Genomic DNA, 23,269 nt, shown 5'->3' with positions numbered 1-23,269 from the left:
CCACGGCACCACGCCAGCCCATTCAGCACGGAATAACGCTTCCTTACTGAACGAGGAGCCCTCCTGTGATATCCCCGCGTACCACCACACTCCGGACCTCCAGTGGATGAGTCCCGCGCCGTGAACGGAGGGCCGCGCACGGTCCGACTGCCGGCTCACGCGAGACGGCGCTCGTTCACCCCCGCGCCCCGGTGCCAGCCAGCGCGACGCCTGTCTCCGCCTCGCGTCAGCGCAGTGCGGGCGAAGGCGACCGGCAGGGATCTCGCGGTCGGCTCACAGCGCGAGCGAATCAGAGCCAACGGGAGTGGATGGCCCGGCGGTTGAGGAGCTGAGGCGACGGAGACGGCGGGTCACCCGTCCGCGCACGTGGGCGCGTCGGGCGGGTGGCCGCGTCAACCGGCGGGCGTGGCAAGGGAGATCGGGGAGGGGCTGGAGGAGGGAGGGGTGACCGGAGAGGGCGATCGGGGCAGGGGGTCCGAGGCTGCCGGGGTCTGCTGACGGGCGTCGTGGGGGCCGGGGTCGCGGTGGGCGGCGGGTGCCGGGGCGGCCGGTGCCGGAACCAGCCGTGCCGCCGCGCCCACCGTCGTCGGGTGGGGCGCGGCGGCACGGGAGCCACGGCAGCGGGCGGCCCCGGCGAGCGGGGCCGCGGGGTGCGTCAGAGGTCGAACTCCTCCGGCGGGATGCCGAGGGCGTGGCAGGCCTCGCGGACCACGGAACGCTCGGACTGGTCGAAGTCGCCGTCGGCGCCGCCGATCACGATGCCGATCTGCACCACCGCGCGCGCCTCGGTGTCCTTCTTGTTGGCCTTGCCGATCGTCTGGAGCACGCTGACCTTGCCGAACTCGAAGTCGGCCTGGAGCTTGCCGCAGTAGTCCTCGAAGCGCCGCTGGAGGTCGTCGGCGGGGAAGTTCTGCAACACCTCGTTGGTGCTGATCAGCGAGGCGACCCGGCGCCGCTCCGCGTCGTCGATGGAGCCGTCCGCCGCCGCTACCAGGGCGCACATCGCCATGCTCGCGTCGCGGAAGGCACCGCTCTTGAGGTCGTTCTTCTTCGCGTTCAGCTGCGACTGCATCGTCGAGGCCGATTCCTTGAGCCGGTCCCACAGCGCCATGCGTGTCCTCCGAGACGGGATGTGATCTACAGCGGCGTAGAATCTATCAGCAAGGCCCGGCGAACCAGCGGCGGTTGACGCTCCGTCCCTCCTTCGGGGACACCTCGCGACCTCGCCGGATCCACCCGGCCCGCGCCCCGTCCGGTGGCGCGCTCAGCCCGCCGTGGACGTGGTGCCGCCGGGTTCCTGGGAGCGCGCGGCGACCCGGCTGCCCGGTGAGGAGCGCACGCCGCGCTGGCTGGTCCGGCAGGCCGCCCAAGAGAGAGTGCACCACGTGCGGGACGTGCGGGGATCCGGCGGGCACGGTACGTCGAGGGCGACGGTGGCGCGACATCTGGTCCCGACGGCCGCCCAACGACCCCGCGTTGACAGACCACTGTGCAACGCGGCCCGGACACACGTCGGTTGGCGAACGCCCCGGCGGCCCAGGCCGGTTGGGCGGCGGACGGCGGACACGGGTCAGCGTGCCGCCGCCTCCTCCGTTACGGGGCCGACCAGTTCGGCCAGCACGTCCTCCATCGTCAGGAGCCCCAGCACCGCGCCCCGGGCGTCCTCCACCACGGCTAGGTGGGCGACGGCCGCGCACATGACGGTGAGCGCCGCGTCGAGCGCCGTGCCCGCCCGGACCCGGGGCAGCGCCCGCAGCGCGGAGCGGGGGAAGGGACGGCCCGGAGGCAGGGTGTCGTCCAGCGCGTCCTTGACGTGCAGGTAGCCCAGCATCGCCCCGTCGGGCCCGACGACCGGGAAGCGTGAGTACCCGTGGCGGACCGCCAGCCACTCCAGCCGCTCCGGGGTGGTGCGGTGGTCGGCGGTGACGGTCCGCCGGGGGCTGAGCATCACCTCGTCCACCGTGTGACCGCCCAACTCCAGGGCTTCGCAAGCTCGTTCACCGCTTCCTCCGGGCAGCAGCCCCGCCTCGGAGGAGCCGCGCACCAGCGCGCTGAGGTCGCGTCCGGTGCACACCGCGCCGCCCTCGCCGCCCGATTCCGCCCCCGGCGGCCGCCGTACCGAGCGGGCTGGCGCGCGGACGGCGGTGACCACCGGCCGCGCCACCCGGGCCAGCGCCACCAGCCCCGGGCCCAGCGCCAGGGCGAGCGGTCGCGGCGCGGCGAGCGCGAGGTTCCTCGGCAGCAACTCCCCCACCAGCGTGTGCAGATAGGCCACGGCGGCGAGGGCGAGCAGGCAGGCGGCCGGGCGCGGAAGCCACGGGGGCGTCCCGGCCGCCTCGAAGCCCGGCTCCAGCAGCCGCGCCACCGCGGGCACGGCGACCGCGCCCAGCACCAGCGGAGCCAGGGTGACGCCCAGCCGCGCGGTGGCCATCAGCCCGGGCAGCCGCTCCAGGCCCCGCAGCACGCCACGGGCCCGCCCGCTCCCCGCCTCGGCCTGGGTCTCGATCGCGCCGCGCCGGACTGAGGCCGTGGCGAACGCGGCGGCGACGAGGAAGGCGGTGCCGGCCAACGTTGCCAGCGACAGTCCGAGGTGCGTGGCGGTCACGAGACGACCCGCCCCGGCTCCGGCAGCACGGCGCCCGCGTCCCGGGGCGCGGTGATCCGCAACCGGCTGGCGCGGTGGTGCGCGACCTCCACGACCTCCAGCCGCCAGCCCCCGGTGGTCACCGCGTCCCCGGGCTCGGGGATGCGCGCCAGGTCGTGCGCGACCAGTCCGGCGACGGTCTCGTAGGGCCCGTCGGGCACCGTGAGGCCGATGCCCCGCAGACGCCCGGTGCGGACGCTGCCCTCGGCCCGCCACACCCGGCCGCCGTCCGCGCCGGTCCGCAGCGGCGCCAGGTGTGGTGCCTCCTCGGGGTCGTGCTCGTCGCGGACCTCGCCGACCACCTCCTCGACGATGTCCTCCAGCGTGGCCACACCCGCGGTGCCGCCGTACTCGTCGACCACGACCGCCAGCGTCCGCGCCCGCCGTAACCTCGCGAGCAGCTGGTCGACGCTGAGCGTGGCCGGGACCAGCAGCGGCGGCCCCGCCAGTTCCGCGACCGGGGTGCGGGCACGGCGCTTCGCCGGAACGGCCAGCGCGTCCCGAACGTCCACGACGCCGACCACCTCGTCCAGCGTCGCGCGGTAGACCGGGAAACGGGACAGTCCGGTGGCACGCGTCAGGTTGCGCACGTCGAGCGCGGTCGCGGAGCACTCCAGCGCCATCACCCCGACCCGCGGCGTCATCACGTTCTCCGCTGTGAGGCCGCCCAGGCGCAGGGTGCGGACGAACAGCTCGGCGGTGTCCGGCTCGATGCCACCACGGCGCGCCAAGTGCCGTGCCAGCGCGGCCAGTTCGGCCGGGCTCCGGGCGGACGACGGTTCCGGGGCGGGCTTCAGCCCGCAGCCGCGCACCAACCGCTCGGCGACACCGTTCAGATGGCGGACCAGCGGTCCGGACACGACAGCGCGGGTGCGCCCCGCCGGGGGCGGCGTTCCGTGCTTCCTCCCCGGGAGCCGCCCGAACACCCCGGCGCTCGGGCCGAGTTCGACGGTAAGTATCACCGCGAGGGCGCAGAGCGCGGCCCCCAGCGTCATCGTCACGACCGCCACCACTCCGTCCGGAAGGCCCAGTCGGCCGAACGGCACCCGCAGCAGCGCGGCGAGCGCGGGCACCGCCAGCATCCCGCTGAGCAGTCCGGTGACGGTGACCGCCAACTCGGCGCCGGACAGCCGGACGGTGAGTGGCCGCACGGCCAACTCCGCCCCACAGGCGCCAGGTTCGGCCGGGGTGGCGGCCCGCTCGCGGGCCGCCTGCTCGACGGTGGTCAGAGCGGACCCGGCCGCCAGCGACGCCAGGCACCACAGGGCCAGCGGGAGGGCGGGAAGCAGCGGGAGGAGGGAGGTCACCGTGCCACCTCCACCCGGGAGTTCACGCGGACGGGCGGGGAGGGGACACGGTGGGGACTCGGAGGGTCGTCCATGGGGAGACCGGAACTCCTTCGCTCGAACGGCCGGACGTGCTCGGCGTACCGAACAGCCACGGCGGAACGTGCGGGCCCCGGACGGCAGGGCCGCCCTCCCGGCGAACCGCCGTCGGGGGCAAGGGATTATAGGAGACGCGCTCCCCCACGCGTCCCCGGCTCCGGCCACGTCAACCGGTCTCCCGGCGTCCCTTCACCAAGGCTCCCCTCCGCCCCCGCGAACGGCCCGGGCGGGCGGTGACCGCCCGGCCGCCCCGGTTCAGTGGGGGTCGCCGCCGAGCAGTTCGGCGAAGCCCGCCGGGTCGGTGTCCATGCCCTGGAAGGTCGGCCGGAAGCGCCACTCGCCCTCGTCGTCCCGGACGAACTCGCAGATGATCGCGGCGGTGGAGTCGGGGGCGCCGGAGAAGTCCACCCGCAGCAGCTCGGTGGTGTCCTCCACCACCCGGGCCAGGGTGTTCGTCACCTCACCGAAGGTCTTGTGGCCCTCGCGCTGCTGTATCGCCACCCCGCAGACGACCCGGCCGTAGGACTCCGCCAGCCGCTCCAGCTCCAGGGTCATCGCCTCGTCCGTGCCCAGGCCCTGACCGGTGCGGCTGTCCCGGGTGAGGGTGATGGTGCCGTCGGGCGCGCGGCTGTCGAAGTAGACCAGGTAGCCGGGACGGCCCCGCGGGTCGTCGGCGGGATAGACGGCGGCGACGAGATCAAGGTCCGTCGGGGGCGCACCGAACGGGCTGGGGTCCCACTTGAGGGTCACCTCGGCCTTGCCGATGCCCTTGCTCAATCCGCTCACAGGTCCCTCCCTCGGACTGACGGGGACGCCTGCCGCGCCCCACCTCAATAGTAGGGCTCCACGGCCGAGTTGGGATCTTCCCAGGGAACGGCCGCATCCGGTCGACGGCGGACCGCGCCCCCGCCGGCACGCCAGGTTCCCCCGGGCGCCCACCCCGAGCACCGCGCCGCGCCCGGCGCCTCAGTCCGGCGGCCCGGAGGCCACCCGGGCGGCGACGAAGTCCCGCAGGGTGGCGATCGTCTCCAGTGAGTCGAGGTTCAGGTCCTCGTCGGCCACGTCCACGCCGAACTCCCGCTGCATACCGGTGAGAAGCGCCACGCCCGCGAGGGAGGTCAGCGCGAGTTCCGGTCCGAACAGCTCGGTGTCCTCCGGGAGCCGGTCGATCTCGGAGTACGGGCGACCCAGCCCCTCGGCCAGCAACCGGCGGACGGCGTGCTCCACTCGGGCGTCCGTGTCACCCGCCGCCACGGCCGGGCCCTCCCTCCGCCTCGGCTCCCCCGGCGCCCCGCTCCGTCACGCGCAGCCACGCCGGATATCCGGGAAGCGGCCGCCGGAGCGACCGGGCCAGGGTCACCGGCGGCTCGGCGCTCCGCGCGCCGTCCGCCAGCCGCAGCCCCATCTGCCGGAAGAGCAGCCGCAGTTCGAGGTTGGCCGAGGTCGACCGGAAGTCCACCCGGAACTCGGGGGCGCCCGCCGCCCGCGCCCGGCCCATCAGCCAGCGCAGGAAACCCTGCGACACCCCGCGTCCGGCGACACGGCAGGAGAGCGCCAGCAGTTCCGCGCGCCACGCCTCGGGCGCCGGGTCGACCAGCGCGGCGCCGATCAGTCCGTACCCGCCGAAGACGTCCTCCAGCTCCGCGACGAGCAGCAGCGCGCCACGCTCCGTCGCCGTGGCGAGCGCCCCGGCGTGGGGAGTCAGCCCGGAAGCGTTCAACCGGTGGGTACGGACGGCCAGTTCGGCGCAGCGCGCCAACTCCCCGGCGGTCGCGGCGCCCACGGTCAGCCGCATACCGCAGGAGCGCAGGAAGTCCTCCCGGGACCCGCCGAACTCCCGCCCCGCCCGGACGCGTTCCAGCTCCTCGCGGTAGCGGCCGACGCGGGCCACGGCCTCCGGGGTGGCCGCGGGCGCGACGCCCGCGACCAACGCGGGTACCGCCGTGGGCTCCAGGGTCAGGACCCCAGGCAACATCGCGGCGACCTCGGCCCGTTCGTACGCGCTGTCGTCTACCAGCAGCAGGGAGTCGACGCCGATCCCGAGTTCGGTCGCGAGACGGCGCAGCGACTCGCTCTTGTCCTGCCAGCCGACCTGCGGAGCCACGAACCTGCGGGCGAGTTCGCGGTCGGCGCGCAACGCCTCCAGCACCGAGGGCGCGGTCCGGCTGGCGACGCTGCTGAGCACCCCGCGCTCGGCGAGCGCGTCGACCGCCTCCAGGACCCAGGCCCGCGGGGGCGGAGGTCGGCCGCTGGCCGACTCCAGCGCCACGCCGTCCCAGAGGGTGTCGTCCAGGTCCCACACCACGCACTTGACGTGGCCGAACACGGCCGGGAGCGCCTCGGACACCTCATCCGTCGGCGAGGTCATCGTCCCGCCCGCTCCCCTCCGTCAACCGCAGCTTCATCGTCATGTGCGCGGCCTCGAAACCGAACTTCCGGTACAGCGTGCGCATCGAGACGTTCCCTATATGGGTCTTGCCGACGACCTCGACCACGTCCCGCTCGGCGGCGAACTCCAGCCCGGCGGCGACCAGCAGCTCCGCCACCTCGGAGCGCGACTCCACCGGCGCGACGGCGAGCGAGCGGAAGTTGGCGTAGCGGTCACCCGTCATAGTGTTCTGGTTGACCGTCATCCACAGCCAGCCGACGGGGGTGGCGTCCTCCGGGAGGCAGGCGACGAGCATGCCCTCCCGCGACTTGCGCATCGCCCTCGCCAGCCGGGCACGGTGCCGCTGCGGGTTGTCCACGGCCGCGTTGCCGAACGAGACCCGGGCGATCTCGGCCTCGAAGTCCGCCACCGCGTCGAGGTCGGCCTCCCCGGCGGTACGCGTGACGTACGGGCCGGACCGCACGGCCAGCAGCGCCTGCTCCGGCAGTCGCCGGGCGGCCCCGCCCGGGGCCAGCCGTCCGGCGTCCGGCGCCGGACCGTCCTGCTCCCCGGGGGCCGCGGGCCCCACCTGGCCGACGGCGGCCGGGCGCGAGCCGTCACCCACGGACGCCGAGGCCTCGCCGAGCCGGGACCCGGCGGGATCGGACGGCGCGGGCGCGCCGCTCGCCGCCTCCGGCGGCCGGGCCGGGGCGGGCGGCTCGGGCAGCTCGGCCATGCTCACCAGCTGGCGCGGCCGGAACGGGCCACGGCCACAGGTGGGGCAGCCCTCCGCGCGCAGCGCGCCGACCGACGACCAGCGGGCACCGGGCCCGACGGGAACCCGCGCGCCACAGGCGACGCACTCGTACTCGCGCTGCCGCGAGCGCTTGTCGCGGGTGTAGAGCGGGCCCTGGTAGCTGCCGCCGACCGAGGACTGGGTCGCGCTCGTGGTCAGCAGGTGCTGGAGGAAGCCGGTGCCGCCGAGGGTGCCGCTGCCCTCGTACTCGTTGAAGTTGCGGATGAACCCGTTGACGACGAGGCCGAGGTTGAGGATCTCCTGCTGCACCTCCAGCATCTCGTTCGGGTTCTTGGCGCCGAAGGAGAAGAAGACGCTGTTCGCCGGGCCCGGCCGCAGCCCCTCCACCACCCGCGAGAGGAAGAGCCGGGCGCCCTCCGCGGTGTAGGGCGGGTCGGTCATCGCGGCGTCGTGCTGACCACGCAGCCGCTCGGGTAGCGGCTCCCGCAGGTCGTGCTGGACCGTCTCGACGCTCACCGCGAGGTCGGCGGTCACCTCGCGGATGTACCCCAGGATCTCCTCGGAGATGTCGACGACGGTGAGCCGCTGCACCAGCGGGGTGCCCAGCAGGTCACTCACCACCGCGACGGCGAGGGAGACCATGTCGTCGTCGCCGACCAGCAGCAGCGAGCCGCCCGGCAGGACCCCGGCCCGGGCCAGCGCCAGCACCCTGCGGACCTTGGTCTCCGGGGTGCACCGGGACTGGTCCAGGCTCATGTCGGCGCCCGGCCCGGCCTCCATCAGCTTGGTCAGCCGCTCGACCGCCTCGCTCAGCGTCGGCGGGATCACCAGCTCACGGCCGTCGCACTCGGCGCAGGTGGCGTCCAGCGAGAGGTCCATGCCCAGCTCCGCGACGAGCGCGAGGCCGGAGGGGGTCAGCCGGGAGGGGCGCTCCCGGGTGAACAGCCCGCGGCGGCGCAGCTCGTTGCCGACCGCCGCCGCGATCGGCACCGGAAGCCCCGTCGACCGGCTCAGCTCCTTGGTGGAGGCCGTCGTCAGCTGGCGCATCGCGCGCAGCACCGACCGCACACCGGGTGGGCCCTCCTGCAGGGTGACGGCTTCCGCGACCTCCCGCAGCACCGACTCCGCTTCGCTGTCTCGCCCGCCAGTCACCATAGAATCCAAGTGTCCGCACCGTGTGGCCGCTGTCGGCCATTTCTCTCGAACGCACCAGGAGCCATCCGTTCCGGATGGCTCCGCTGTTTTTCGTGTTTCCGGATTCCCACCGAAGTGACGACACGGTGCCGGAGGAACACGTTCGGAAACTCCGGACCCGCCGCAACTCTCCGCGGTATTCCGTTGTGGCGCCCGGCCGTCCTGGATTCCACCGCCGCACTCCCTTTGACGAGTGAGGCGCCGCGCGCCTCAACGACCGGAAATACGGAGGAAATACGAGTTCCAGGTCGGCATTCCGCTATCGTACCCCAACCACACACACCCCCGGCAGCCCGCCGATCCCCGCCGGGAGACCTCTCCGGGGCGCCCCACACCCCCCGCCCTCCCCTTGCCCCGCGCCTCCCCCGCACCCCCGTCACGCTCCCGGGGCGCTCCCCCGGCAGCACCCCGAACGGGCGGAACGCGGGGGCCGCTCCCCGGGCGGACCACTCGTACGGGGGAGCGAGAGCGGGGCAGACACACGACCCGGCCCCGGCCCGCGACCCCGGCCGCGCCCCGCCCCCGTCCGGCGGTGACCCCCGGCCCGCGCCGCCGCGAGCGCCAGGACCCACACCCGGTGAGCCCTGGCATCCACGGCGCCGCCTCCCACGCCGGAACCGCGCCTCCCGGCGCGGACGGACGGGCCGTCCTCCCCTCCGGTCCGCGACCGGCTCCGTGGACCCACAAGCGACCCACAAGAAGCCAAAGAGATCGCCGATGTTAAAATTAGGACCGCCCGATACGTCGTGGTGTCACCGCCGACGGAACACCGGTCCACGTCTCGGAAATCACGTGTTGCGAGAGGAGACGGGGAACGGAGCACCAGTCCGACCCCTCCAGAAATCCATGGCGAACGAACTCGGCAGCCCCGAAGAAATAAACGTCGACGAACTGTGTTCTTACGCGGTCGACGTCTGGGTAAGCGACCACAGCATACTCACCGACGAGCAGCGGCTTATGGCCCTGCTCCGCGAGGCGGCGGAAAAGGGAAACGCCAAGGTACTGGGCGAGGCCTCGCATGTTTTCCCGAACGGCGCGGTGACGGCGATTCTCCTGCTGTCCGCCTCGCACCTGAGCATCCACACCTGGCCCGAATACAGCCTGGCCAACGTCGATCTGCTCGCCTACGGACGGCTGAACGGCGAGCGCATGATGCAGAGCGTGGAGAACGGGCTCTCGCCCACCCGCATCAACATCTCGCGACTCCTGCGAGCCGTGCACTGAAGTACCCCGCCGGGGCGTGCGCGGCGCCGCGTCGGGCCCCGTGCGGGGCGACGGCGCGGCGGGTGACGTGGGGACGGCGTGCGCGGTCCGGGGCGAGCCGACCCCGTCCGCGCCCTGACCGAAGCGGCGGCCGAACTCCGGCCGCACCGGGGCTCCGCCTCGGGTTTTTCCATCATCGAGCGGGCGTCCGGAGCCCGCGACCCGACTTGGGGTGCTAGCACACCTGTGGTAGCATCCGAGGGGTGACGTGAGAGATGAGCGGGCCCGCCATTGGACCGGTCGCACCGCTCCTATCGGAACCAGGAGGCGTGCGGCGATGGGACGTGGCCGTGCACGGGCCAAGCAGGCCAAGGTTGCCCGAGAGCTCAAGTACTCCACCCCTGCGACGGATTTCAAGGCGCTCGAACGCGAGTTGAGCGGCCAGCAATCCGATTCCCCGGGGTACGAATTCGAGTACGACCGTGAGTCGCGCGAGGCTCCCGACACCAGAGACGTGTCAGAGCGCGACTATCTCGTTGACTGAGTACGGCACTCCGGGCGGGGTGCCACCCCTTCCGCCACGATGAGTGAGCGGTTTCTCCCCCGGCACACCGTGCGGATCTGGTGGGCCGATCTTGATGACGCGGACGAGTCGCTCGTCTCCCTGCTGAACCCTGTGGAGAGCGAGCGGCTCTCCCGAACGGGAGACCCCGACAACCGGCGGCGCTTTCTGCTGGGCTGCGCCATCAGCCGCGTCGCGCTGGGCGGTTACCTCGGCATCGCACCCGCCGAGGTGCCGCTCCACCGGCGCTGCGCGCGGTGCGGCGGTCCGCACGGCAAGGTCGGCCTGGGCTCGGCGCCCACCCCACCGGGGTCGCCCGGCGGCGATCCGGGGTCGGTGGCGCCCGGGCAGATCTGTCTCTCGGTGACCCACGGCGGACGCCGCGTGGGCGTCGCCTTCCACCGGGGTGCCGCCGTCGGTCTCGACGTCGAACCGTTCAGCACCGCCTGGAGCGTTCCGCTGCTGGCCCGTCGGGTGCTCACCGCCCGCGAGCGAGCGCGGCTGGACGCGCTGCCCGCCGAGCGGCGGCACACCGGGTTCCTCCGCTACTGGACGCGCAAGGAGGCGGTGGTGAAGGCGCTGGGGGTCGGCCTGTTCCCCGGGGTGAGCGGCCTGGAGGTCAGCGGGCCGGAGGAGGGTCCGGCCGTCCTCTCCTGGGAGCGGCATCCGGAGTGGGCGCCGCGCACCCGGCTGACCGACCTCGACGTCGGGGGCGCTGGTGCGGACGGCGGCGGCCCGGCCGGGGAGGCCGGGCCCGGGGCCGGGTATCTGGCGAGCGTGGCCGTGCTGGCCCCCACTCCGCACCGGGTCTCGGCGCGGGACGCGGGGGCCGCGCTACGTGCCTGGGCCGCCGCGCGCCCGGAGGCGGGAGCGACCGGGTGCTGAGGCCGGAGACCGGCGCGGCACCCGCGTCCGCGTCCGCGTCCGGCGATGTTCTCAGCCCGGCGATGTGCCCCAACCGCCTTTTTCCGGCGGCACGTTCGGTCCGGGCCCGGTGGGTTCCGATGGGGGCGGGTTCGAGTGGGGGCGGGGCTCAGCCCAGCCACTCGCGCAGCAGCCGCTCCCGCTCGGTCTTCCGGGGCGAGCCCGTTCGCTGAGCGCGGCCCCACTCCGCCATGGTCGCGAGTGTCGTGGCCGCTGTCCCGGCGTCCTCCGTGAGGCGGGTCAGGAGGGTGTGCGAGAGGCTGGTCTCCGTACGGGAGTAGCCGTTGGCCGCGGCCACGTGGACCGCGAGCGCGTACTCGGCGTCGGCGACGCCCACTCGGACGGTCATCCGCGCCGGGGCCTGCTCCACGTGGCCCGGGCCCATGGGCAGGACGAGGTTCACGACCGTGCTCGCGACCGCGTCGCGGACCGCCCCGGCCCTGCGCGTCAGCGAGGCCACGGGGACCTCCGTCACCGTCAGCGACCGCACCTTCTCCCAGGGGTGGACGCCGGACTGGGCGTCCCCGAGGGCGATCACGCCCTCGGCGGTCAGGCGCGCCCCGGGAGCCGTACCGGCCGGCTTGGCGCCCACGAAGACCTCGCCCCCGGCGATCCAGAACAGGCCGACCATAGCCATGAGCCGCTCCCTTCTCTCGGGGCGGCCGCGCCGCCGATTCCGTGTTCACCTGATCATTTCACTGTCCGTAGCACGCGAGGGGAGCGGGGGGTTCCACTTGCCGTCCGCGCACCCATCCACACGGTGGGCGGCGGACGACGGTCCGCGCGGGGGACTCTCGCACCCAGGCCCGCGGAGCGTGACCGGCGGGACGCGGGTCCGGGTCCGGCTGTCCGGGTCCCGGCCGTCCGGGCGCGCTCCGCGGGGCCCTAAAGGGCCCAGGAGAGCGTGCCGTTGGCGACGGCGAGGGTGACCAGCACCAGCAGGTCGGCCGCCCCCAGGACCAGGCCGAGCAGGGCGCGGCCTCGGCGCCCGGTGCCGCGCGCCAGGGCGCCCAGGGCCAGCGCGCAGGGCCCCAGGACCAGGTTGCCGACGAGCAGCCCGGCCAGCCCCGAGACGAAGGACCAGACGGCCAGGTCGTCGGCGTGCGCGCGGCCCGCGCGGGCTTCCGCGCCGCGTGGGGAGGGACCGGCGCCGGACGCGCCGCTACCGGAGGGTCCGTGCCGGGACGGGCCGCTCCGGCGCCGGAGGGGGGCGAGGGCCGTCATACCGCGCTCCTCCGGCGACGCGTCCGCTCGCGTACCGCGAAGAGCAGCAGCCAGCAGGTGATCACGGTGCCCGCGAGCAGCGTGACGGTCGGCGGCAGCTGTGCCGCGGCGCCTATCAGGGCGCCCAGCAGGTACAGCGCGACGGCCAGGAAGAGCATCGCTCCCTCTCGGTAAACGACTGTAGAAACACTTGTTCACTGAACATCAGTCTAGGGAGCCTGGCCGGACCCGGCAAACGGTTGTTTACTGAAACGGTGAGCCGCACGAGCACCGGGCGCCGCGACGCCCAGAAGCAGAGAACCCGGCAGGCGCTGCTGGACGAGGGGCTGCGCCTGCTGGACGGGCAGAGCCTCAGCAGCCTCGGGCTGCGCGAGGTCACCCGCGCGGTGGGGGTGACCCCGGCCGCCTTCTACCGGCACTTCCGGGACACCGGCGACCTCGGCGTCGCGCTCGTCGACGAGGCGCTGGGCAGCCTGCACGCGCTGGTCCGCGCCGTCTTCGCCGAGCGCCGCGACCCCGGGGAGCGCATCGACCGGACCGTCGAGCTGATCAAGGAGCACGTACGCGCGTACCCGGCGCACGTCCGCTTCATCGCGTGCGAGCGGAACGGCGGGGTGCGCCCGGTACGTGCCGCCATCGCGGCCCAACTGGAGCGCTTCACCCGTGAGGTGGCCGGGCTGCTCGCGGCGGGGCCGGACGCGGACGCCTGGAGCGACGAGGAACGCCACATGCTGGCGGGCCTGTTCGTCGACCAGATGGTGCTGACCGCCTCCGCCTTCCTCAGCGCCGCCCAGGGCGAGGGGCCGGACGCGGAGGAGGTGGCCAGGACGGCGCGCAGCAGGCTCCGGCTGATCCAGCTCGGCCGGGTCCACTGGCCGGGCTGAGCCGGAGCGGGGGCGGGTGGGGCGCCGGTCAGTCCCAGACCGGGAGCGGGGCCACGGTCAGCAGCGCGGAGACCACGAGCACCGCGGCGAGGGTGACCAACTCGGCGTGGACCGCGCGCGTTCGGGCCAGCCGGTCGCGGAGCAGCGCGCGGCGGGCGGCCAGCGCGCAGCAGCTCACCAGGGCCACCAGGACGAGCTTGATCAGCAGGGTGCGCCCGTACGCGGAACTCAGCAGCTGGTCGAGCGGGAGCCGCCGCAGGGTGCTGACGGTTCCGGTGACGGCGAGGGCCGCGAGGAGCAGCGCGGCGTACCGGGCGTAGACCGCCAACAGCCCGCGGGCGGCGTCGCGGTGGCCGCCTCCGTGCCAGATACGCATGGTGCGCAGCACCTGGACGAGCCCGCCCGCCCAGAGCACGGTCGCGGACAGGTGGACGAGGGTGAGCGCGACGCCGATCGGCAGCGTCTCCTGCTCGGGGTGGGCCCGCAGCGCCTCCCCGAGGATGACCCCGGCGAGCGGGACGGCTGCCCAGCCGGGGCGGCCGAGCCAGGCGCAGAGCGCGGCGAGCAGGAAGGCGTTGGCCTCCAGCAGCGCCAGTTTGCCCTCGCGGGTGGCGGACATCTCGTGGAGCGCGGGCAGCCCAGCCGTCAGCGAGGCGTCCCCGGCGGCGAACACCACGGCGAGGCCGAGCGAGGCCAGCACCCCGGCGAGGGCCGCGGGGGCCGCCCACGCGCGGGGGGTGGTCCCGGGGGCGTCCGGGATGGTGCGGGCGAGGCGCTCTCCGGCGAACTCGCCGAGTTGCAGGCAGAGCGCCGTGAACAGCAGGGAGCGGAGCAGGGCGGTCGTGCCGCCCCAGGGTATGTGCAGCTCGTGGGTGCTCTCGGTGAGGGCGGAGGCGCCGAACAGCGCGAGCAGCCCCAGGAGTACGGCGCAGGTGGTGACGGCGAGCGCGGTGCGCGCGCGGCTCCGGCGCGGGGAGGCGGGTTCTGGTCGGGTCACATCGTGGATTCTCGCCCAGGGCGCCCGGGGGCCTCGGGGCGGGTCGTACCGGGTGGTTCGGGACGGCGGGCGACGCTCCGCGACAACCGGAGACATCCCGGCCGACCGCCACCGATACCACCACGGCGGGGTCCACCGGCCAGCCGGAGGGCGCCCACGAGACGGCTCCGGCCAGGTCCGCCACTACCTCGGCGGCGGGGGTGCCCGCTGGCGGGCCACGGGCACCGATGAGGCGGGCCCCGTCCGCTGACGGCTCACCCGGAGCGCCCCGTCCCGGGGTGGGCGAGCGCGCCCAGCTCCGTCAGGGTCTCCCGGAGGGCCCGGGGGACGGCGCCCTCCGGGTCCCCCACGGCCGTCAGGTAGAAGTGGCCGCCGGGGAAGGTCCGTTGGCGGAAGGGGCCGCGCGTGGTGTGCCGCCACTCCCCCATCCGCCCGGGCGTCACGGCGGGGTCGTCGGCGCCCGCGCAGGCCAGCACGGGGATGGTGAGCGGCTCGCCGGGCAGTTCCCGGTAGGTCTCGTGGAGTTCGAAGTCGGCGCGGAGTCCGGGCAGCAGCAGCCGCCACAGCCGGGCCTCCACCGAGGGCTCACCGCCGGGTCCGTCCGGCTCGCCCACGCCGTCCAGCCCGCCCAGGTGGCGCAGCGCCGCCACGAACTCGGCGTCGGGCAGCAGGTGGTGGGCGGTGTCGGCGGGCAGCGCGGGCGGGCGGCGTCCGGAGACGGCCAGGCAGACCGGCGGGCCGCAGTCCCGCGCGGCGAGCGCCCGCGCCACCTCGTAGCCGACGGCCGCGCCGGTGCTGTGCCCGAAGATCGCGTAGGGCCGGTCGGCGTGGGCGGCCACCGCCTCGACGAGCGGGGGCAGCAGCTCCTCGATCCGGCGGTGGGGCCGCTCCCGTACCCGGCTCTCCCGGCCGGGCGGGACCACGGCGCAGACCTGTATCCCGGGGGCGAGCGCCGCGCCCCAGGGACGGTAGGTGGCGGCCCCGGCGCCCGCGTGCGGGAAGCAGAACAGCCGGAGCCGGGCCGACGGGGCGTCGCTCAGCCGGATCCAGGACGTGTGCGGCACCGGGGGCTCCTCGTCTGCGGGGTCGGGGTCTGGTGATTCTCCCGTGCCACGCGCGTCTCCTGTGCGGTGTCGGGCGGATGTTCGGGCTGTCCCACTTTCACGGGGGTAGCCCGTTATGCTCATGCCATGCCGTCGCAGCGCAGGACCGTTGACTTCTGGTTCGATCCGGCCTGCCCCTACACCTGGCTCACCTCCCGCTGGATGCGTGAGGTCGCGGCCGTGCGCGACGTCACCGTGCGCTGGCGGGTGATGAGCCTGTCCGTGCTCAACGAGGGCCGTGCGGTCGACCCGGAGGGCGACACCGAGGGCTACCTGTGGATCCCGGTGCGGATCTGCGCCGCCGTCGAGCGGGCGCACGGCGCCGAGGCGCTCGGCCGGTTCCACACCGCGCTGGGCACGGCGCTGCACGAGCCGGAGGAGCGCGACTGGCGGCGGCTGTTCCCCGACGCGCTGCGCGCCGCGGACCTCCCGGAGGAACTGGCCGAGGCGGGCGGCTCCACCGCGTACGACGCCGAGGTGCGCGCCTCGCACGCGGAGGCGACGCGGCTCGTCGGCACCGACGTGGGCACCCCGGTGCTCGCGGTCTCGGGCGGCGGCGAGCCGCGCCGCGCGTTCTTCGGCCCCTGCCTCACGACCGTCCCGCGCGGGGAGGCCGCCGGGCGGCTGTGGGACGGCGTCCTGCTGATGGCGGGTGTTCCCGGATTCTGGGAGTTGCGGAGGGCGGCGGTGGACAGGGACGTCGGATGACGAGGATCCGAGGGGTGACACGGTGCGCAGTCTGACGTTCGTCGTTGGAACCGGACGCAGCGGTTCGACGGCGCTCTCCCGGGTGCTGTCCACCCATCCCGACGTGCTCAGCCTCAACGAGTTGTTCGCCAGCGTCAGTCACCCGCTGGCCGCCTCCGGCGAGGTGCTGACGGGAGCGGAGTTCTGGGGGCTGCTCTCCGCGCCGAACCCGGTCTTCGACGCCATGACCCGCAGCGGGGTACCGCTCCCCGAGTTCCTCTACACCCGCCGTCCCGGCCGCTACGCGGCGGACACCACCGGAATCCCCGCGCTCAGCCTGATGGTGCTGCCGCACCTCGCCGACGATCCGGACGCCCTGCTCGACGCCCTGGCCACCGAGGTCACGGGCTGGCCCGCGCGGCCGGTGCCCGCGCAGTGGCGCGCCCTCTTCGACGCGCTCGCGGCGCGCACCGGCGGCGCGCACGCGGCGGTCGAGCGCTCCGGGTACTCCACCGGTGCCATCCCCTGGCTGCGCCGCGGCTTCCCCGAGGCCCGGTTCGTGCACCTGGTACGGGACGGCCCGGACTGCGCCCTGTCCATGAGCCGCCACCCCGGCTACCGCATGATCACGCAGATGCGGGAGATCACCGAACGGTGCGGGGTGGCCACGCCCGCCGAGCTGACCCCCCAGCAGGTGGCCGGGCTGCCCCCGCATCTGGCGGGCCTGCTGGAGGACCCCTTCGACCCCGCGCTGGTCCTGCGGCGGCGGTTGCCCGTCACCCGGTTCGGGGCGCTCTGGTCCGAGCTGGTCGTCGAGGCGGAGGAACACCTCGCGGCCGTGCCGGAGGAGGACCGGACCACCCTCGGCTACGAGGGGCTGCTGGACGCGCCCCGGGAGGAACTGGCCCGGCTGGCACGGTTCGTGGGCGTCGACCCGCTGCCCGGCTGGCTGACCGTGGGCGCGGCGCTGCTCGACGGCACCGGCCGCCGGGGCTCGTCCCTCGCGCTGCCCCCGTCCGAACTGCGCGCGCTGCGCGAGAGCTGCGCCGCGGGCACCCGCGCGGTGGGCGGGGTGGACGGGGTGCGGCGGCCCGGCTGACCCCGCGCCCGGCCCGCGGGTTCGGGGTCCTGGGCCGCACGCGGGTTCCCTGGGTCCGCGTCCGGGTTCCCGGGTCCGGTCAGTGGGGAGGGTCGCCGGGTGCCGGGCCGTCGGGCGGGCCCTCGAAGGTCACCGGGGTCTTCGGGCGGCTGTCCACCGTCAGTTGGAAGACGTCCGGCCGCGCGTAGTGCCCGACCGGGTCGAAGTCCAGGTGGGAACGGGTCTTCTGGGTCAGGTCGAGGTCGGCGTAGAGGATGGTCTCCTCGTCGAAGACGGGACCGGCGAGCACCGTGCCCAGCGGGTCGACGATGACGCTGCCCCCGCGCATCAGGACGTCGCCTGGCTGCTGACCGAAGGCGGGGGCGTAGTCGTCCGGGTAGGCGGAGCGGGTGATGTACTGGCAGGCCGAGAGTACGAAGCAGCGGCCCTCCAGGGCGATGTGGGAGACGGTGTGCTGCCAGGAGTCCCGGTCGTCCGCCGTCGGGGCGCAGTACACCTCGACACCCCGCGCGTACATCGCCTGCCGCAGCAGCGGCATGTAGTTCTCCCAGCAGATGACGGTGCCGATCCGCCCGGCGGGCGAGTCGACCACCGGCAGCGTCGAGCCGTCCCCGAAACCCCAGATCAGCCGTTCGCTCCCGGTGGGCATCAACTTCCGGTGGTGGCCGACGAGCCCCCGCGCCGGGTCGATCAGGACGGCGGTGCAGTACAGGGTGCGCCCGAGCCGCTCGACGATGCCGAGCACCACGAAGACGCCGTGCTCCCGGGCGGCTTCGGCGACCCGCGCCAGCTCCGGCCCGTCGAGCGAGACCGCGCCCTCCGCGTACCGCTGGTACTCGCGGCGCCCCCGCTCGGTGCGCCTGCCGACGGGACTTGAGAAGGTCAGCCCCTTGGGGTAGGTGCCGAGGAACGCCTCGGGGAAGACGGCGACCCGCGCCCCCTCCGCCGCGCTCTCGGCGGTGAGCCGGACGACCCGGTCGGTCGTCGCCCCGGCGTCGAACGGCACGGAGCCGGACTGGATCACGGCCACTCTCGTCATGCCAGGTCCCTTCTGGTCGCCCGCTGATCACTCGCCGCCGCCGTTCCCCGCCGCCCGCCGTGGGCGGTGCGGGCGGCGCGGCGGAGGTGCTGGGAGGTGCTGGACGCGCCGTCAGCTGACCGCCTGGGCGGCGGCCCGGCCCGCCGTGCGCCCGGAGAAGACGCACCCGCCCAGGAAGGTGCCCTCCAGCGAACGGTAGCCGTGCACGCCACCACCGCCGAACCCGGCCGCCTCGCCCGCCGCGTACACGCCGGGGAGCGGATCGCCGTCCCCGGTCAGCACCCGCGCCGAGAGGTCCGTCTCCAGGCCGCCCAGCGACTTGCGGGTCAGGATGCTCAGCCGCACCGCGATCAGCGGTCCGGACCTGGGGTCGAGCAGCCGGTGCGGGGCGGCGACCCGCACCAGCCGGTCACCGAGGAAGGAGCGCGCCCCGCGCACCGCCATCACCTGGAGGTCCTTGGTGAAGGGGTTGCTGATCTCCCGGTCGCGCGCGGTGATCTCGCGGCGCAGCGCCTCCTCGTCGATCAGCGCGTCACCGGTGAGCGCGTTCATCCGGCGGACCAGCGCGCCCAGGTCGCGCTCCACCACGAAGTCGGCGCCGTGGTCGAGGAACGCCTGGACGGGGCCGGGCGCCCCGCCGCGCGCGCGGCCCAGCACCTCGCGGACGGAGCGGCCGGTGAGGTCGGGGTTCTGCTCGGAGCCGGAGAGGGTGAACTCCTTCTCCACGATCTTCTGGCTCAGGACGAACCAGGTGTGGCCGTACCCGGTGCGCATGATGTGCTCCAGGGTGCCGAGGGTGTCGAACCCGGGGAAGAGCGGCACCGGCAGCCGCTTTCCGGTGGCGTCCAGCCACAGCGAGGAGGGGCCCGGGAGGATCCGGATGCCGTGCCGGGACCAGATCGGGTCCCAGTTCGCTATCCCCTCGGTGTAGTGCCACATCCGGTCCCGGTTGATGAGCCGCGCCCCGGCCCGCGCGGCCACGTCCAGCATCAGCCCGTCCACGTGCGCGGGCACCCCGGAGAGCAGCTCGCTGGGTGGGGTGCCGAGCCGCTCCGGCCAGTGGGCGCGCACCAGGTCGTGGTTCCCGCCGATCCCGCCCGAGGTGACGATGACCGCCTGGGCCCGCAGTTCGAAGGAGCCCACCACCTCGCGTCCGCTGGCGGTGCCGCGCTCCGCGTCGCTGTCGGCCAGGACCTCCCCGCTGACGGTGTCCACCGCGCCGCCGGAGCGGGAGAGTCCGGTGACCCGGTGGCGGAAGCGCAACTCCACCCGGCCACACTCGACTCCGGCCCGGACCCGGCGCTCGAACGGCTCGACCACCCCGGGGCCGGTGCCCCAGGTGATGTGGAAGCGGGGCACCGAGTTGCCGTGGCCGGTGGCCTCGTACCCGCCGCGTTCGGCCCAGCCGACCACCGGGAAGATCCGCAGGCCCTGGGCGCGCAGCCAGGACCGCTTCTCCCCCGCCGCGAAGTCGACGTACGCCTCCGCCCACCGGCGGGGCCAGTGGTCCTCCGCCCGGTCGAAACCGGCCGTGCCCAGCCAGTCCTGCCAGGCGAGTTCCCGGCTGTCCCGGATGCGCAGCCGCCGCTGCTCCGGGGAGTCGACGAGGAAGAGCCCGCCGAACGACCAGTGCGCCTGCCCGCCCAGCGACTGTTCCGGCTCCTGGTCGAGGAGGATCACCCGGCGGCCCGCCTCGGCGAGTTCGGCGGTGGCCGCCAGTCCCGCGAGTCCGGCTCCGATCACGATCACATCGGCGTCGTACGCCATGCTCCCCACCTGCTCCCTCGCCGGTACGCCTGGTGTACCGGAGGGTAACCGCCGGCGGATCAACGCAATAGCCCCGGGACGCGCCCGCGCCGGGCCCCGGGCCCGCACCGGGCCCCGCCCGCACCGCGGCGGGGTGGCTACGCTGGGCGGGTGCGCACCCCGCCCCACGATCCGGCAGACCCCGCGGGTCCTCCGGATCCTCCGGGTCCCGTGGATCCTCCGGGGCTGGCGGAACCCTCAACTCCCCCTCGCCCCACGGCCCCCGGGAGCCCAGCGGGCCCCGGGAACCTCGACGATCCCGCCGACACCACACCCCCCGCCGATCCCGCCGATCCCGCCGATCCCGCCGAGGAGACGCTGGACGTGGTGGACGAGCGGGACCGGGTCCTCGGCCAGCGCTCCCGGGGCGCGGTGTACGCGCGGGGGCTCCGGCACCGGTGCGCCGCGATCCAGGTCCGCGACCCGGAGGGCCGGATCTTCACGCACCGGCGCACCCCCGGCAAGCTGATCTTCCCGGGGATGTACGACCCGGTGGTCGGCGGCGTGCTCGGCGCGGGCGAGACCTACGACGAGGCGGCGCTGCGGGAGGCCGAGGAGGAGCTGGGCGTTCACGGACTGCCGCGCCCCGTCCACCGGTTCACCTACCTGTTCGACGGGGCGGGCACCGCCGGGCAGGGCTGGTTCGTCGCCGTGTACGAGGTGGTGTGCGCCCTGCCCGTCCGTCCGCAGCCGGAGGAGGTCGACTGGCACGCCTTCCTCCCGGAGGCGGAGCTGGAGCGACGGCTCACGGAGTGGGACGTGGTGCCGGACGGGCTGGAGACCCACCGGCGGCTGCGCGACTGGCGCCACGCCGCCCGCTGACCCGCCCACGCCGCTCCCGGCCCTTCCGGGGGCCGGACCCACGCCCGCCGGAACCGACCGCCCCGGCCACCCCGCGTCGGCGCGGGGCGGCGGCTCCCCGCCGTGACCGGGCGGGGCGGCGCATTGCATAGGCTCCCGGCATGATCCACCGGACTCTGGCGACGATCCGGCTGTGGTTCGCCCCACAGCGCCTGCGGGACGAGGGCAGCACACCCGACTACCGCTTCTCCCTCGCTAACGAGCGCACCTTCCTGGCCTGGATCCGCACCGCGCTGGCGCTGGTCGCGGGCGGTATCGCGGTCGACCAGTTCCTGACCCAGCTGCGCTGGGGCGTGCGCACCGGCGTCGCCGTCACGCTGCTGGTGGGCGCCGCGTTCTGCGCGGTGCGGGCGATCAACCACTGGGTGCGCTGCGAGCGGGCGATGCGCCGGGGGGAGGACCTGCCGATGTCGCGGTTCCCCGCGCTGCTGGCGGTGGCGACCGGCGTCGCGGCGCTCGTGGTGATCGCGGTGCTGGCGCTGGGGTGGGCGGGGCGGTGAGCGGGGCGCAGGGTCCTCCGGCTCCCCGGTGGCCCGCGCGGGATCCGGGCGCCCAGCCGGAGCGCACCAGGCTGGCCTGGCGGCGCACCACCCTGACATTCTTCGTCTCGGTGGCGCTCGCCCTGCGCCTCGTGGTGGTGGAGGGCGGCGGCGCGGCGGCGGCGCTCGCGCTGAGCGTCGCGGTGCTGGCCTGGCTGGTGCTGCTGGTCGTCGCGCACCGCAGGATCCGGGCGATGGCGTCGGCCCGGCCGGCGGCGATGGACCAGCGGCTGGTGTGGGTCACCGCGCTGTGCGTCCTGGCACTGATCGTCGTGGGAGGAGTCGCGCTGTGGTGAGTACCGGCGTGCCGCTGGTCGTGGTGATGGGGGTCTCGGGGTCCGGCAAGAGCACGGTCGGCGCGCTGCTGGCCGGGTGGCTTCAGGTGGCGTACGCGGACGCGGACGATCTGCATCCGTCGGAGAACGTGGCGAAGATGGCGGCGGGCACCCCGCTGGACGACGCGGACCGCGGCCCCTGGCTGGACACCGTCGCGCGGTGGCTGGACGACCACGCCCCGGTGGGAGGGGTGGTCACCTGCTCGGCGCTGAAGCGGCGCTACCGGGACCGGCTGCGGCGCTCGGGGTCCGCCCCGCGCTTCCTGCACCTGCACGGCCCGGAGGAGCTGATCGCGGCCCGGCTGGCCGGGCGGAGCGGGCACTTCATGCCCGCCGCGCTGCTGCGTTCGCAGTTCGCGGCGCTGGAGCCGCTGGCGGAGGACGAGCCGGGCACGGTGCTGCCGATCACGGGCACCCCCGAGGAGATCCTGGACCTGGCCCGGGCGGCGCTGCCCCTCCCGCGCCCCGGCCGGGGCGGCTGAGCCTCCGCCGGACCGGCGCCCACGAGGGCCGGGGCCGGGCGGGCACCCACCACGCCGGGCGGGCGCCAACGACCGGGCGGGCAGGGGAAGTCGGGGGCGCTGTCGCGGAAGGGTGGTCAGCGGGGGCCGCCGGTGGCCGTCAACGGGAGCGGCGGGCGGGGCGGCGGCCACCCCGGCCGTGCCGCAGGGCGTGCGCCAGTTCGCGGACCGGGCGTTCGGCGAAGGCGGGCTCCCGGCCCAGCACCCGGACCAGCTCGTCGCGCACGGCGCGGCTCCGCCCCGCCTCGACGAGCGCCAGCGCGTCGCTGAGCGCGTCGGGAAGTTCGGGGTGCCGGACGGGGCCGTCGCACTCCTCGTCGAACCAGCGGTCCCGGGCGAACGAGGGGGCGGTCTTCGGCTGCCAGTTGCCGAGCCAGCCCCACACCTCGAACTCCAGCGACACGTTGACCACATGGCCCGCGGGCAGGGTGCGGACCCAGGGGGCCGAACCCGCGCTCTGTTGCCAACGCCGGTGGTTCGGGCTGGTCTTGCCCCGGACGGTGACGCCGACGTACCGCAGCTTCCGCCGGATCACCGGCCATGGCTCGCCGCTCTCCCCGATCCACCGGGCGAGTTCGCGGTGCAGCACGTCGAAGGTGGTGCCGCTGGACACCACGTCGGTCAGGGCCACCTGGCGGCTCCGCCGGGCCAGCGCGGACGGGCTGAGCCCCGCGGCGTCCAGATGTTCCCGCAGCCGGGAGCGCTCTCTCGGGGAGGGCTCGGCGTACAGCCCGCGCAGGGAGATCGGGAGTCGGCGCAGGCTCCGCCCGCCCTCCCGGGGTGTGCCCGCGTAGGCGCCGGTGAGCAGGTCGTGCATGCTGTCCAGCGACCGGCCGACGAAGACCAGGTCGGCCGCGTGGGAGCGGGCCAGCACCCGGGCCGCGCACTCCACCAGCCGGGACAGGTACCAGAGGTCGGCGGGTTCGCCGCCCTCGGCTCGGGCTCCGATCCGGTCGGCCGGGCGCCCGTCCGCCGGGGCGAGCGCCCAGCGGTAGGGGCGGGGTGGGCCCGGGTGTCGTGCTGTCATGGTTCCAGTGCAGCACCGGCGGCCGGCGCTGTCACCCGGTTTCGGGACGGCGGGAGCGGTCCGTTGGGCGGGACCGCGTCGTGCTCCCCGCTCGTGCGCTCACACCTCTG

Annotated in this window: 25 protein-coding genes; 10 read left to right on the top strand and 15 right to left on the bottom strand. The window is 74.9% G+C overall.

Features of this window, described 5'->3' with window-relative positions; all coding sequences use genetic code 11:
* Positions 1-655: 655 nt before the first annotated feature.
* The 7 genes from E0L36_RS06820 to E0L36_RS06790 all read right to left on the bottom strand — a co-directional run bounded on the left by E0L36_RS06820 (position 656) and on the right by E0L36_RS06790 (position 8,306).
* A complete protein-coding gene (locus E0L36_RS06820; RefSeq protein WP_180927908.1) occupies positions 656-1,111 on the bottom strand; it encodes a tellurite resistance TerB family protein in 456 nt (151 codons plus the stop codon).
* Between the two features lie 459 nt (positions 1,112-1,570).
* A complete protein-coding gene (locus E0L36_RS06815; protein ID WP_180927907.1) occupies positions 1,571-2,605 on the bottom strand; it encodes a CNNM domain-containing protein in 1,035 nt (344 codons plus the stop codon).
* Positions 2,602-3,951, bottom strand: a complete 1,350-nt coding sequence (locus tag E0L36_RS06810) for a hemolysin family protein (protein WP_180927906.1) — start codon at positions 3,949-3,951, stop codon at positions 2,602-2,604. The genes E0L36_RS06815 and E0L36_RS06810 overlap by 4 nt, the downstream gene beginning before the upstream one ends.
* Positions 3,952-4,284: 333 nt before the next feature.
* Positions 4,285-4,815: a TerD family protein gene (locus E0L36_RS06805; RefSeq protein WP_180927905.1), complete on the bottom strand. Its 531-nt coding sequence runs from the start codon at positions 4,813-4,815 to the stop codon at positions 4,285-4,287.
* Positions 4,816-4,995: 180 nt separating this feature from the next.
* On the bottom strand, positions 4,996-5,283 hold the full coding sequence (locus E0L36_RS06800; protein ID WP_180927904.1) for an acyl carrier protein: 288 nt from the start codon (positions 5,281-5,283) through the stop codon (positions 4,996-4,998).
* On the bottom strand, positions 5,270-6,397 hold the full coding sequence (locus E0L36_RS06795) for an HAD-IIIC family phosphatase (protein ID WP_180927903.1): 1,128 nt from the start codon (positions 6,395-6,397) through the stop codon (positions 5,270-5,272). The genes E0L36_RS06800 and E0L36_RS06795 overlap by 14 nt, the downstream gene beginning before the upstream one ends.
* Positions 6,378-8,306: a GNAT family N-acetyltransferase gene (locus E0L36_RS06790; protein WP_308416654.1), complete on the bottom strand. Its 1,929-nt coding sequence runs from the start codon at positions 8,304-8,306 to the stop codon at positions 6,378-6,380. Before E0L36_RS06790 ends, E0L36_RS06795 begins: the two co-directional genes overlap by 20 nt.
* An 888-nt stretch (positions 8,307-9,194) precedes the next feature.
* Here E0L36_RS06790 and speD point away from each other — a divergent pair.
* The 3 genes from speD to E0L36_RS06775 all read left to right on the top strand — a co-directional run bounded on the left by speD (position 9,195) and on the right by E0L36_RS06775 (position 10,998).
* A complete protein-coding gene (gene speD, locus E0L36_RS06785) occupies positions 9,195-9,572 on the top strand; it encodes an adenosylmethionine decarboxylase (protein ID WP_180927902.1) in 378 nt (125 codons plus the stop codon).
* Between the two features lie 316 nt (positions 9,573-9,888).
* Positions 9,889-10,095 carry a DUF3073 domain-containing protein gene (locus E0L36_RS06780; protein ID WP_180927901.1) on the top strand — a complete coding sequence of 69 codons (207 nt, stop codon included), beginning with the start codon at positions 9,889-9,891 and terminating at the stop codon, positions 10,093-10,095.
* A 39-nt stretch (positions 10,096-10,134) separates the two neighbouring features.
* Positions 10,135-10,998 carry a 4'-phosphopantetheinyl transferase superfamily protein gene (locus E0L36_RS06775; protein ID WP_180927900.1) on the top strand — a complete coding sequence of 288 codons (864 nt, stop codon included), beginning with the start codon at positions 10,135-10,137 and terminating at the stop codon, positions 10,996-10,998.
* Positions 10,999-11,146: 148 nt separating this feature from the next.
* Here E0L36_RS06775 and E0L36_RS06770 read toward each other — a convergent pair whose 3' ends face one another.
* From E0L36_RS06770 to E0L36_RS06760, 3 genes are all read right to left on the bottom strand, one after another.
* On the bottom strand, positions 11,147-11,674 hold the full coding sequence (locus E0L36_RS06770; protein WP_180927899.1) for a hypothetical protein: 528 nt from the start codon (positions 11,672-11,674) through the stop codon (positions 11,147-11,149).
* 248 nt (positions 11,675-11,922) lie between these two features.
* Positions 11,923-12,261: a DUF4190 domain-containing protein gene (locus tag E0L36_RS06765; RefSeq protein ID WP_180927898.1), complete on the bottom strand. Its 339-nt coding sequence runs from the start codon at positions 12,259-12,261 to the stop codon at positions 11,923-11,925.
* A complete protein-coding gene (locus tag E0L36_RS06760; protein ID WP_180927897.1) occupies positions 12,258-12,419 on the bottom strand; it encodes a hypothetical protein in 162 nt (53 codons plus the stop codon). Before E0L36_RS06760 ends, E0L36_RS06765 begins: the two co-directional genes overlap by 4 nt.
* A 96-nt stretch (positions 12,420-12,515) precedes the next feature.
* Between E0L36_RS06760 and E0L36_RS06755 the strand changes: the two genes are divergently transcribed.
* On the top strand, positions 12,516-13,145 hold the full coding sequence (locus tag E0L36_RS06755; protein ID WP_180927896.1) for a TetR family transcriptional regulator: 630 nt from the start codon (positions 12,516-12,518) through the stop codon (positions 13,143-13,145).
* A 28-nt stretch (positions 13,146-13,173) separates the two neighbouring features.
* On the opposite strand, the gene E0L36_RS28210 is transcribed toward E0L36_RS06755, so the two are convergent.
* Both E0L36_RS28210 and E0L36_RS06745 read right to left on the bottom strand, forming a co-directional pair.
* Entirely contained in the window at positions 13,174-14,142 is a 969-nt protein-coding gene (locus E0L36_RS28210; protein WP_180927895.1) for a CopD family protein, read from the bottom strand.
* 254 nt (positions 14,143-14,396) lie between these two features.
* Entirely contained in the window at positions 14,397-15,206 is an 810-nt protein-coding gene (locus E0L36_RS06745; RefSeq protein WP_180927894.1) for a thioesterase II family protein, read from the bottom strand.
* Between the two features lie 126 nt (positions 15,207-15,332).
* On the opposite strand from E0L36_RS06745, the gene E0L36_RS06740 reads away from it, so the two are divergent.
* Both E0L36_RS06740 and E0L36_RS06735 read left to right on the top strand, forming a co-directional pair.
* Positions 15,333-15,953 carry a disulfide bond formation protein DsbA gene (locus E0L36_RS06740; protein ID WP_180927893.1) on the top strand — a complete coding sequence of 207 codons (621 nt, stop codon included), beginning with the start codon at positions 15,333-15,335 and terminating at the stop codon, positions 15,951-15,953.
* Positions 15,954-15,975: 22 nt separating this feature from the next.
* Positions 15,976-17,031: a sulfotransferase gene (locus E0L36_RS06735; protein WP_180927892.1), complete on the top strand. Its 1,056-nt coding sequence runs from the start codon at positions 15,976-15,978 to the stop codon at positions 17,029-17,031.
* A gap of 79 nt (positions 17,032-17,110) precedes the next feature.
* Here the strand turns inward: E0L36_RS06735 and E0L36_RS06730 are convergent, their stop codons facing one another.
* Both E0L36_RS06730 and E0L36_RS06725 read right to left on the bottom strand, forming a co-directional pair.
* Entirely contained in the window at positions 17,111-18,070 is a 960-nt protein-coding gene (locus E0L36_RS06730) for a carbon-nitrogen hydrolase family protein (protein ID WP_180927891.1), read from the bottom strand.
* A 111-nt stretch (positions 18,071-18,181) separates the two neighbouring features.
* On the bottom strand, positions 18,182-19,837 hold the full coding sequence (locus E0L36_RS06725) for an FAD-binding dehydrogenase (RefSeq protein ID WP_180927890.1): 1,656 nt from the start codon (positions 19,835-19,837) through the stop codon (positions 18,182-18,184).
* A 210-nt stretch (positions 19,838-20,047) separates the two neighbouring features.
* Between E0L36_RS06725 and E0L36_RS06720 the strand changes: the two genes are divergently transcribed.
* From E0L36_RS06720 to E0L36_RS06705, 4 genes are all read left to right on the top strand, one after another.
* Positions 20,048-20,698 carry an NUDIX domain-containing protein gene (locus tag E0L36_RS06720; protein ID WP_374705493.1) on the top strand — a complete coding sequence of 217 codons (651 nt, stop codon included), beginning with the start codon at positions 20,048-20,050 and terminating at the stop codon, positions 20,696-20,698.
* A gap of 140 nt (positions 20,699-20,838) precedes the next feature.
* A complete protein-coding gene (locus tag E0L36_RS06715) occupies positions 20,839-21,237 on the top strand; it encodes a YidH family protein (protein WP_180927889.1) in 399 nt (132 codons plus the stop codon).
* Positions 21,234-21,572, top strand: a complete 339-nt coding sequence (locus E0L36_RS06710; protein ID WP_180927888.1) for a DUF202 domain-containing protein — start codon at positions 21,234-21,236, stop codon at positions 21,570-21,572. Before E0L36_RS06715 ends, E0L36_RS06710 begins: the two co-directional genes overlap by 4 nt.
* A gap of 26 nt (positions 21,573-21,598) precedes the next feature.
* Complete coding sequence (locus E0L36_RS06705) at positions 21,599-22,093, top strand: gluconokinase (RefSeq protein WP_180928652.1); 495 nt, start codon at positions 21,599-21,601, stop codon at positions 22,091-22,093.
* A 139-nt stretch (positions 22,094-22,232) separates the two neighbouring features.
* On the opposite strand, the gene E0L36_RS06700 is transcribed toward E0L36_RS06705, so the two are convergent.
* On the bottom strand, positions 22,233-23,159 hold the full coding sequence (locus E0L36_RS06700) for a hypothetical protein (RefSeq protein ID WP_219636116.1): 927 nt from the start codon (positions 23,157-23,159) through the stop codon (positions 22,233-22,235).
* Positions 23,160-23,269 lie beyond the last annotated feature (110 nt).

The sequence above is a fragment of the Streptomyces sp. AJS327 genome (assembly GCF_013450295.1).
In the GTDB taxonomy this organism is placed as follows: domain Bacteria; phylum Actinomycetota; class Actinomycetes; order Streptomycetales; family Streptomycetaceae; genus Streptomyces.
Note: the sequence above shows the minus strand (reverse complement) of the source record. Positions and strands in the feature narration are given on the sequence as shown.

What these genes read in the sequence shown, in the direction of transcription:
- E0L36_RS06730 (WP_180927891.1), bottom strand. Translation starts at nt 18,070, where the DNA reads ATGACGAGAGTGGCCGTGATCCAGTCCGGCTCCGTGCCGTTCGACGCC.
- E0L36_RS06715 (WP_180927889.1), top strand. Translation starts at nt 20,839, where the DNA reads ATGATCCACCGGACTCTGGCGACGATCCGGCTGTGGTTCGCCCCACAG.
- E0L36_RS06780 (WP_180927901.1), top strand. Translation starts at nt 9,889, where the DNA reads ATGGGACGTGGCCGTGCACGGGCCAAGCAGGCCAAGGTTGCCCGAGAG.
- E0L36_RS06740 (WP_180927893.1), top strand. Translation starts at nt 15,333, where the DNA reads ATGCCGTCGCAGCGCAGGACCGTTGACTTCTGGTTCGATCCGGCCTGC.
- E0L36_RS06775 (WP_180927900.1), top strand. Translation starts at nt 10,135, where the DNA reads ATGAGTGAGCGGTTTCTCCCCCGGCACACCGTGCGGATCTGGTGGGCC.
- E0L36_RS06795 (WP_180927903.1), bottom strand. Translation starts at nt 6,397, where the DNA reads ATGACCTCGCCGACGGATGAGGTGTCCGAGGCGCTCCCGGCCGTGTTC.
- E0L36_RS06700 (WP_219636116.1), bottom strand. Translation starts at nt 23,159, where the DNA reads ATGACAGCACGACACCCGGGCCCACCCCGCCCCTACCGCTGGGCGCTC.
- E0L36_RS06820 (WP_180927908.1), bottom strand. Translation starts at nt 1,111, where the DNA reads ATGGCGCTGTGGGACCGGCTCAAGGAATCGGCCTCGACGATGCAGTCG.
- E0L36_RS06705 (WP_180928652.1), top strand. Translation starts at nt 21,599, where the DNA reads ATGGGGGTCTCGGGGTCCGGCAAGAGCACGGTCGGCGCGCTGCTGGCC.
- speD (WP_180927902.1), top strand. Translation starts at nt 9,195, where the DNA reads ATGGCGAACGAACTCGGCAGCCCCGAAGAAATAAACGTCGACGAACTG.
- E0L36_RS06760 (WP_180927897.1), bottom strand. Translation starts at nt 12,419, where the DNA reads ATGCTCTTCCTGGCCGTCGCGCTGTACCTGCTGGGCGCCCTGATAGGC.
- E0L36_RS06765 (WP_180927898.1), bottom strand. Translation starts at nt 12,261, where the DNA reads ATGACGGCCCTCGCCCCCCTCCGGCGCCGGAGCGGCCCGTCCCGGCAC.
- E0L36_RS06725 (WP_180927890.1), bottom strand. Translation starts at nt 19,837, where the DNA reads ATGGCGTACGACGCCGATGTGATCGTGATCGGAGCCGGACTCGCGGGA.
- E0L36_RS06770 (WP_180927899.1), bottom strand. Translation starts at nt 11,674, where the DNA reads ATGGCTATGGTCGGCCTGTTCTGGATCGCCGGGGGCGAGGTCTTCGTG.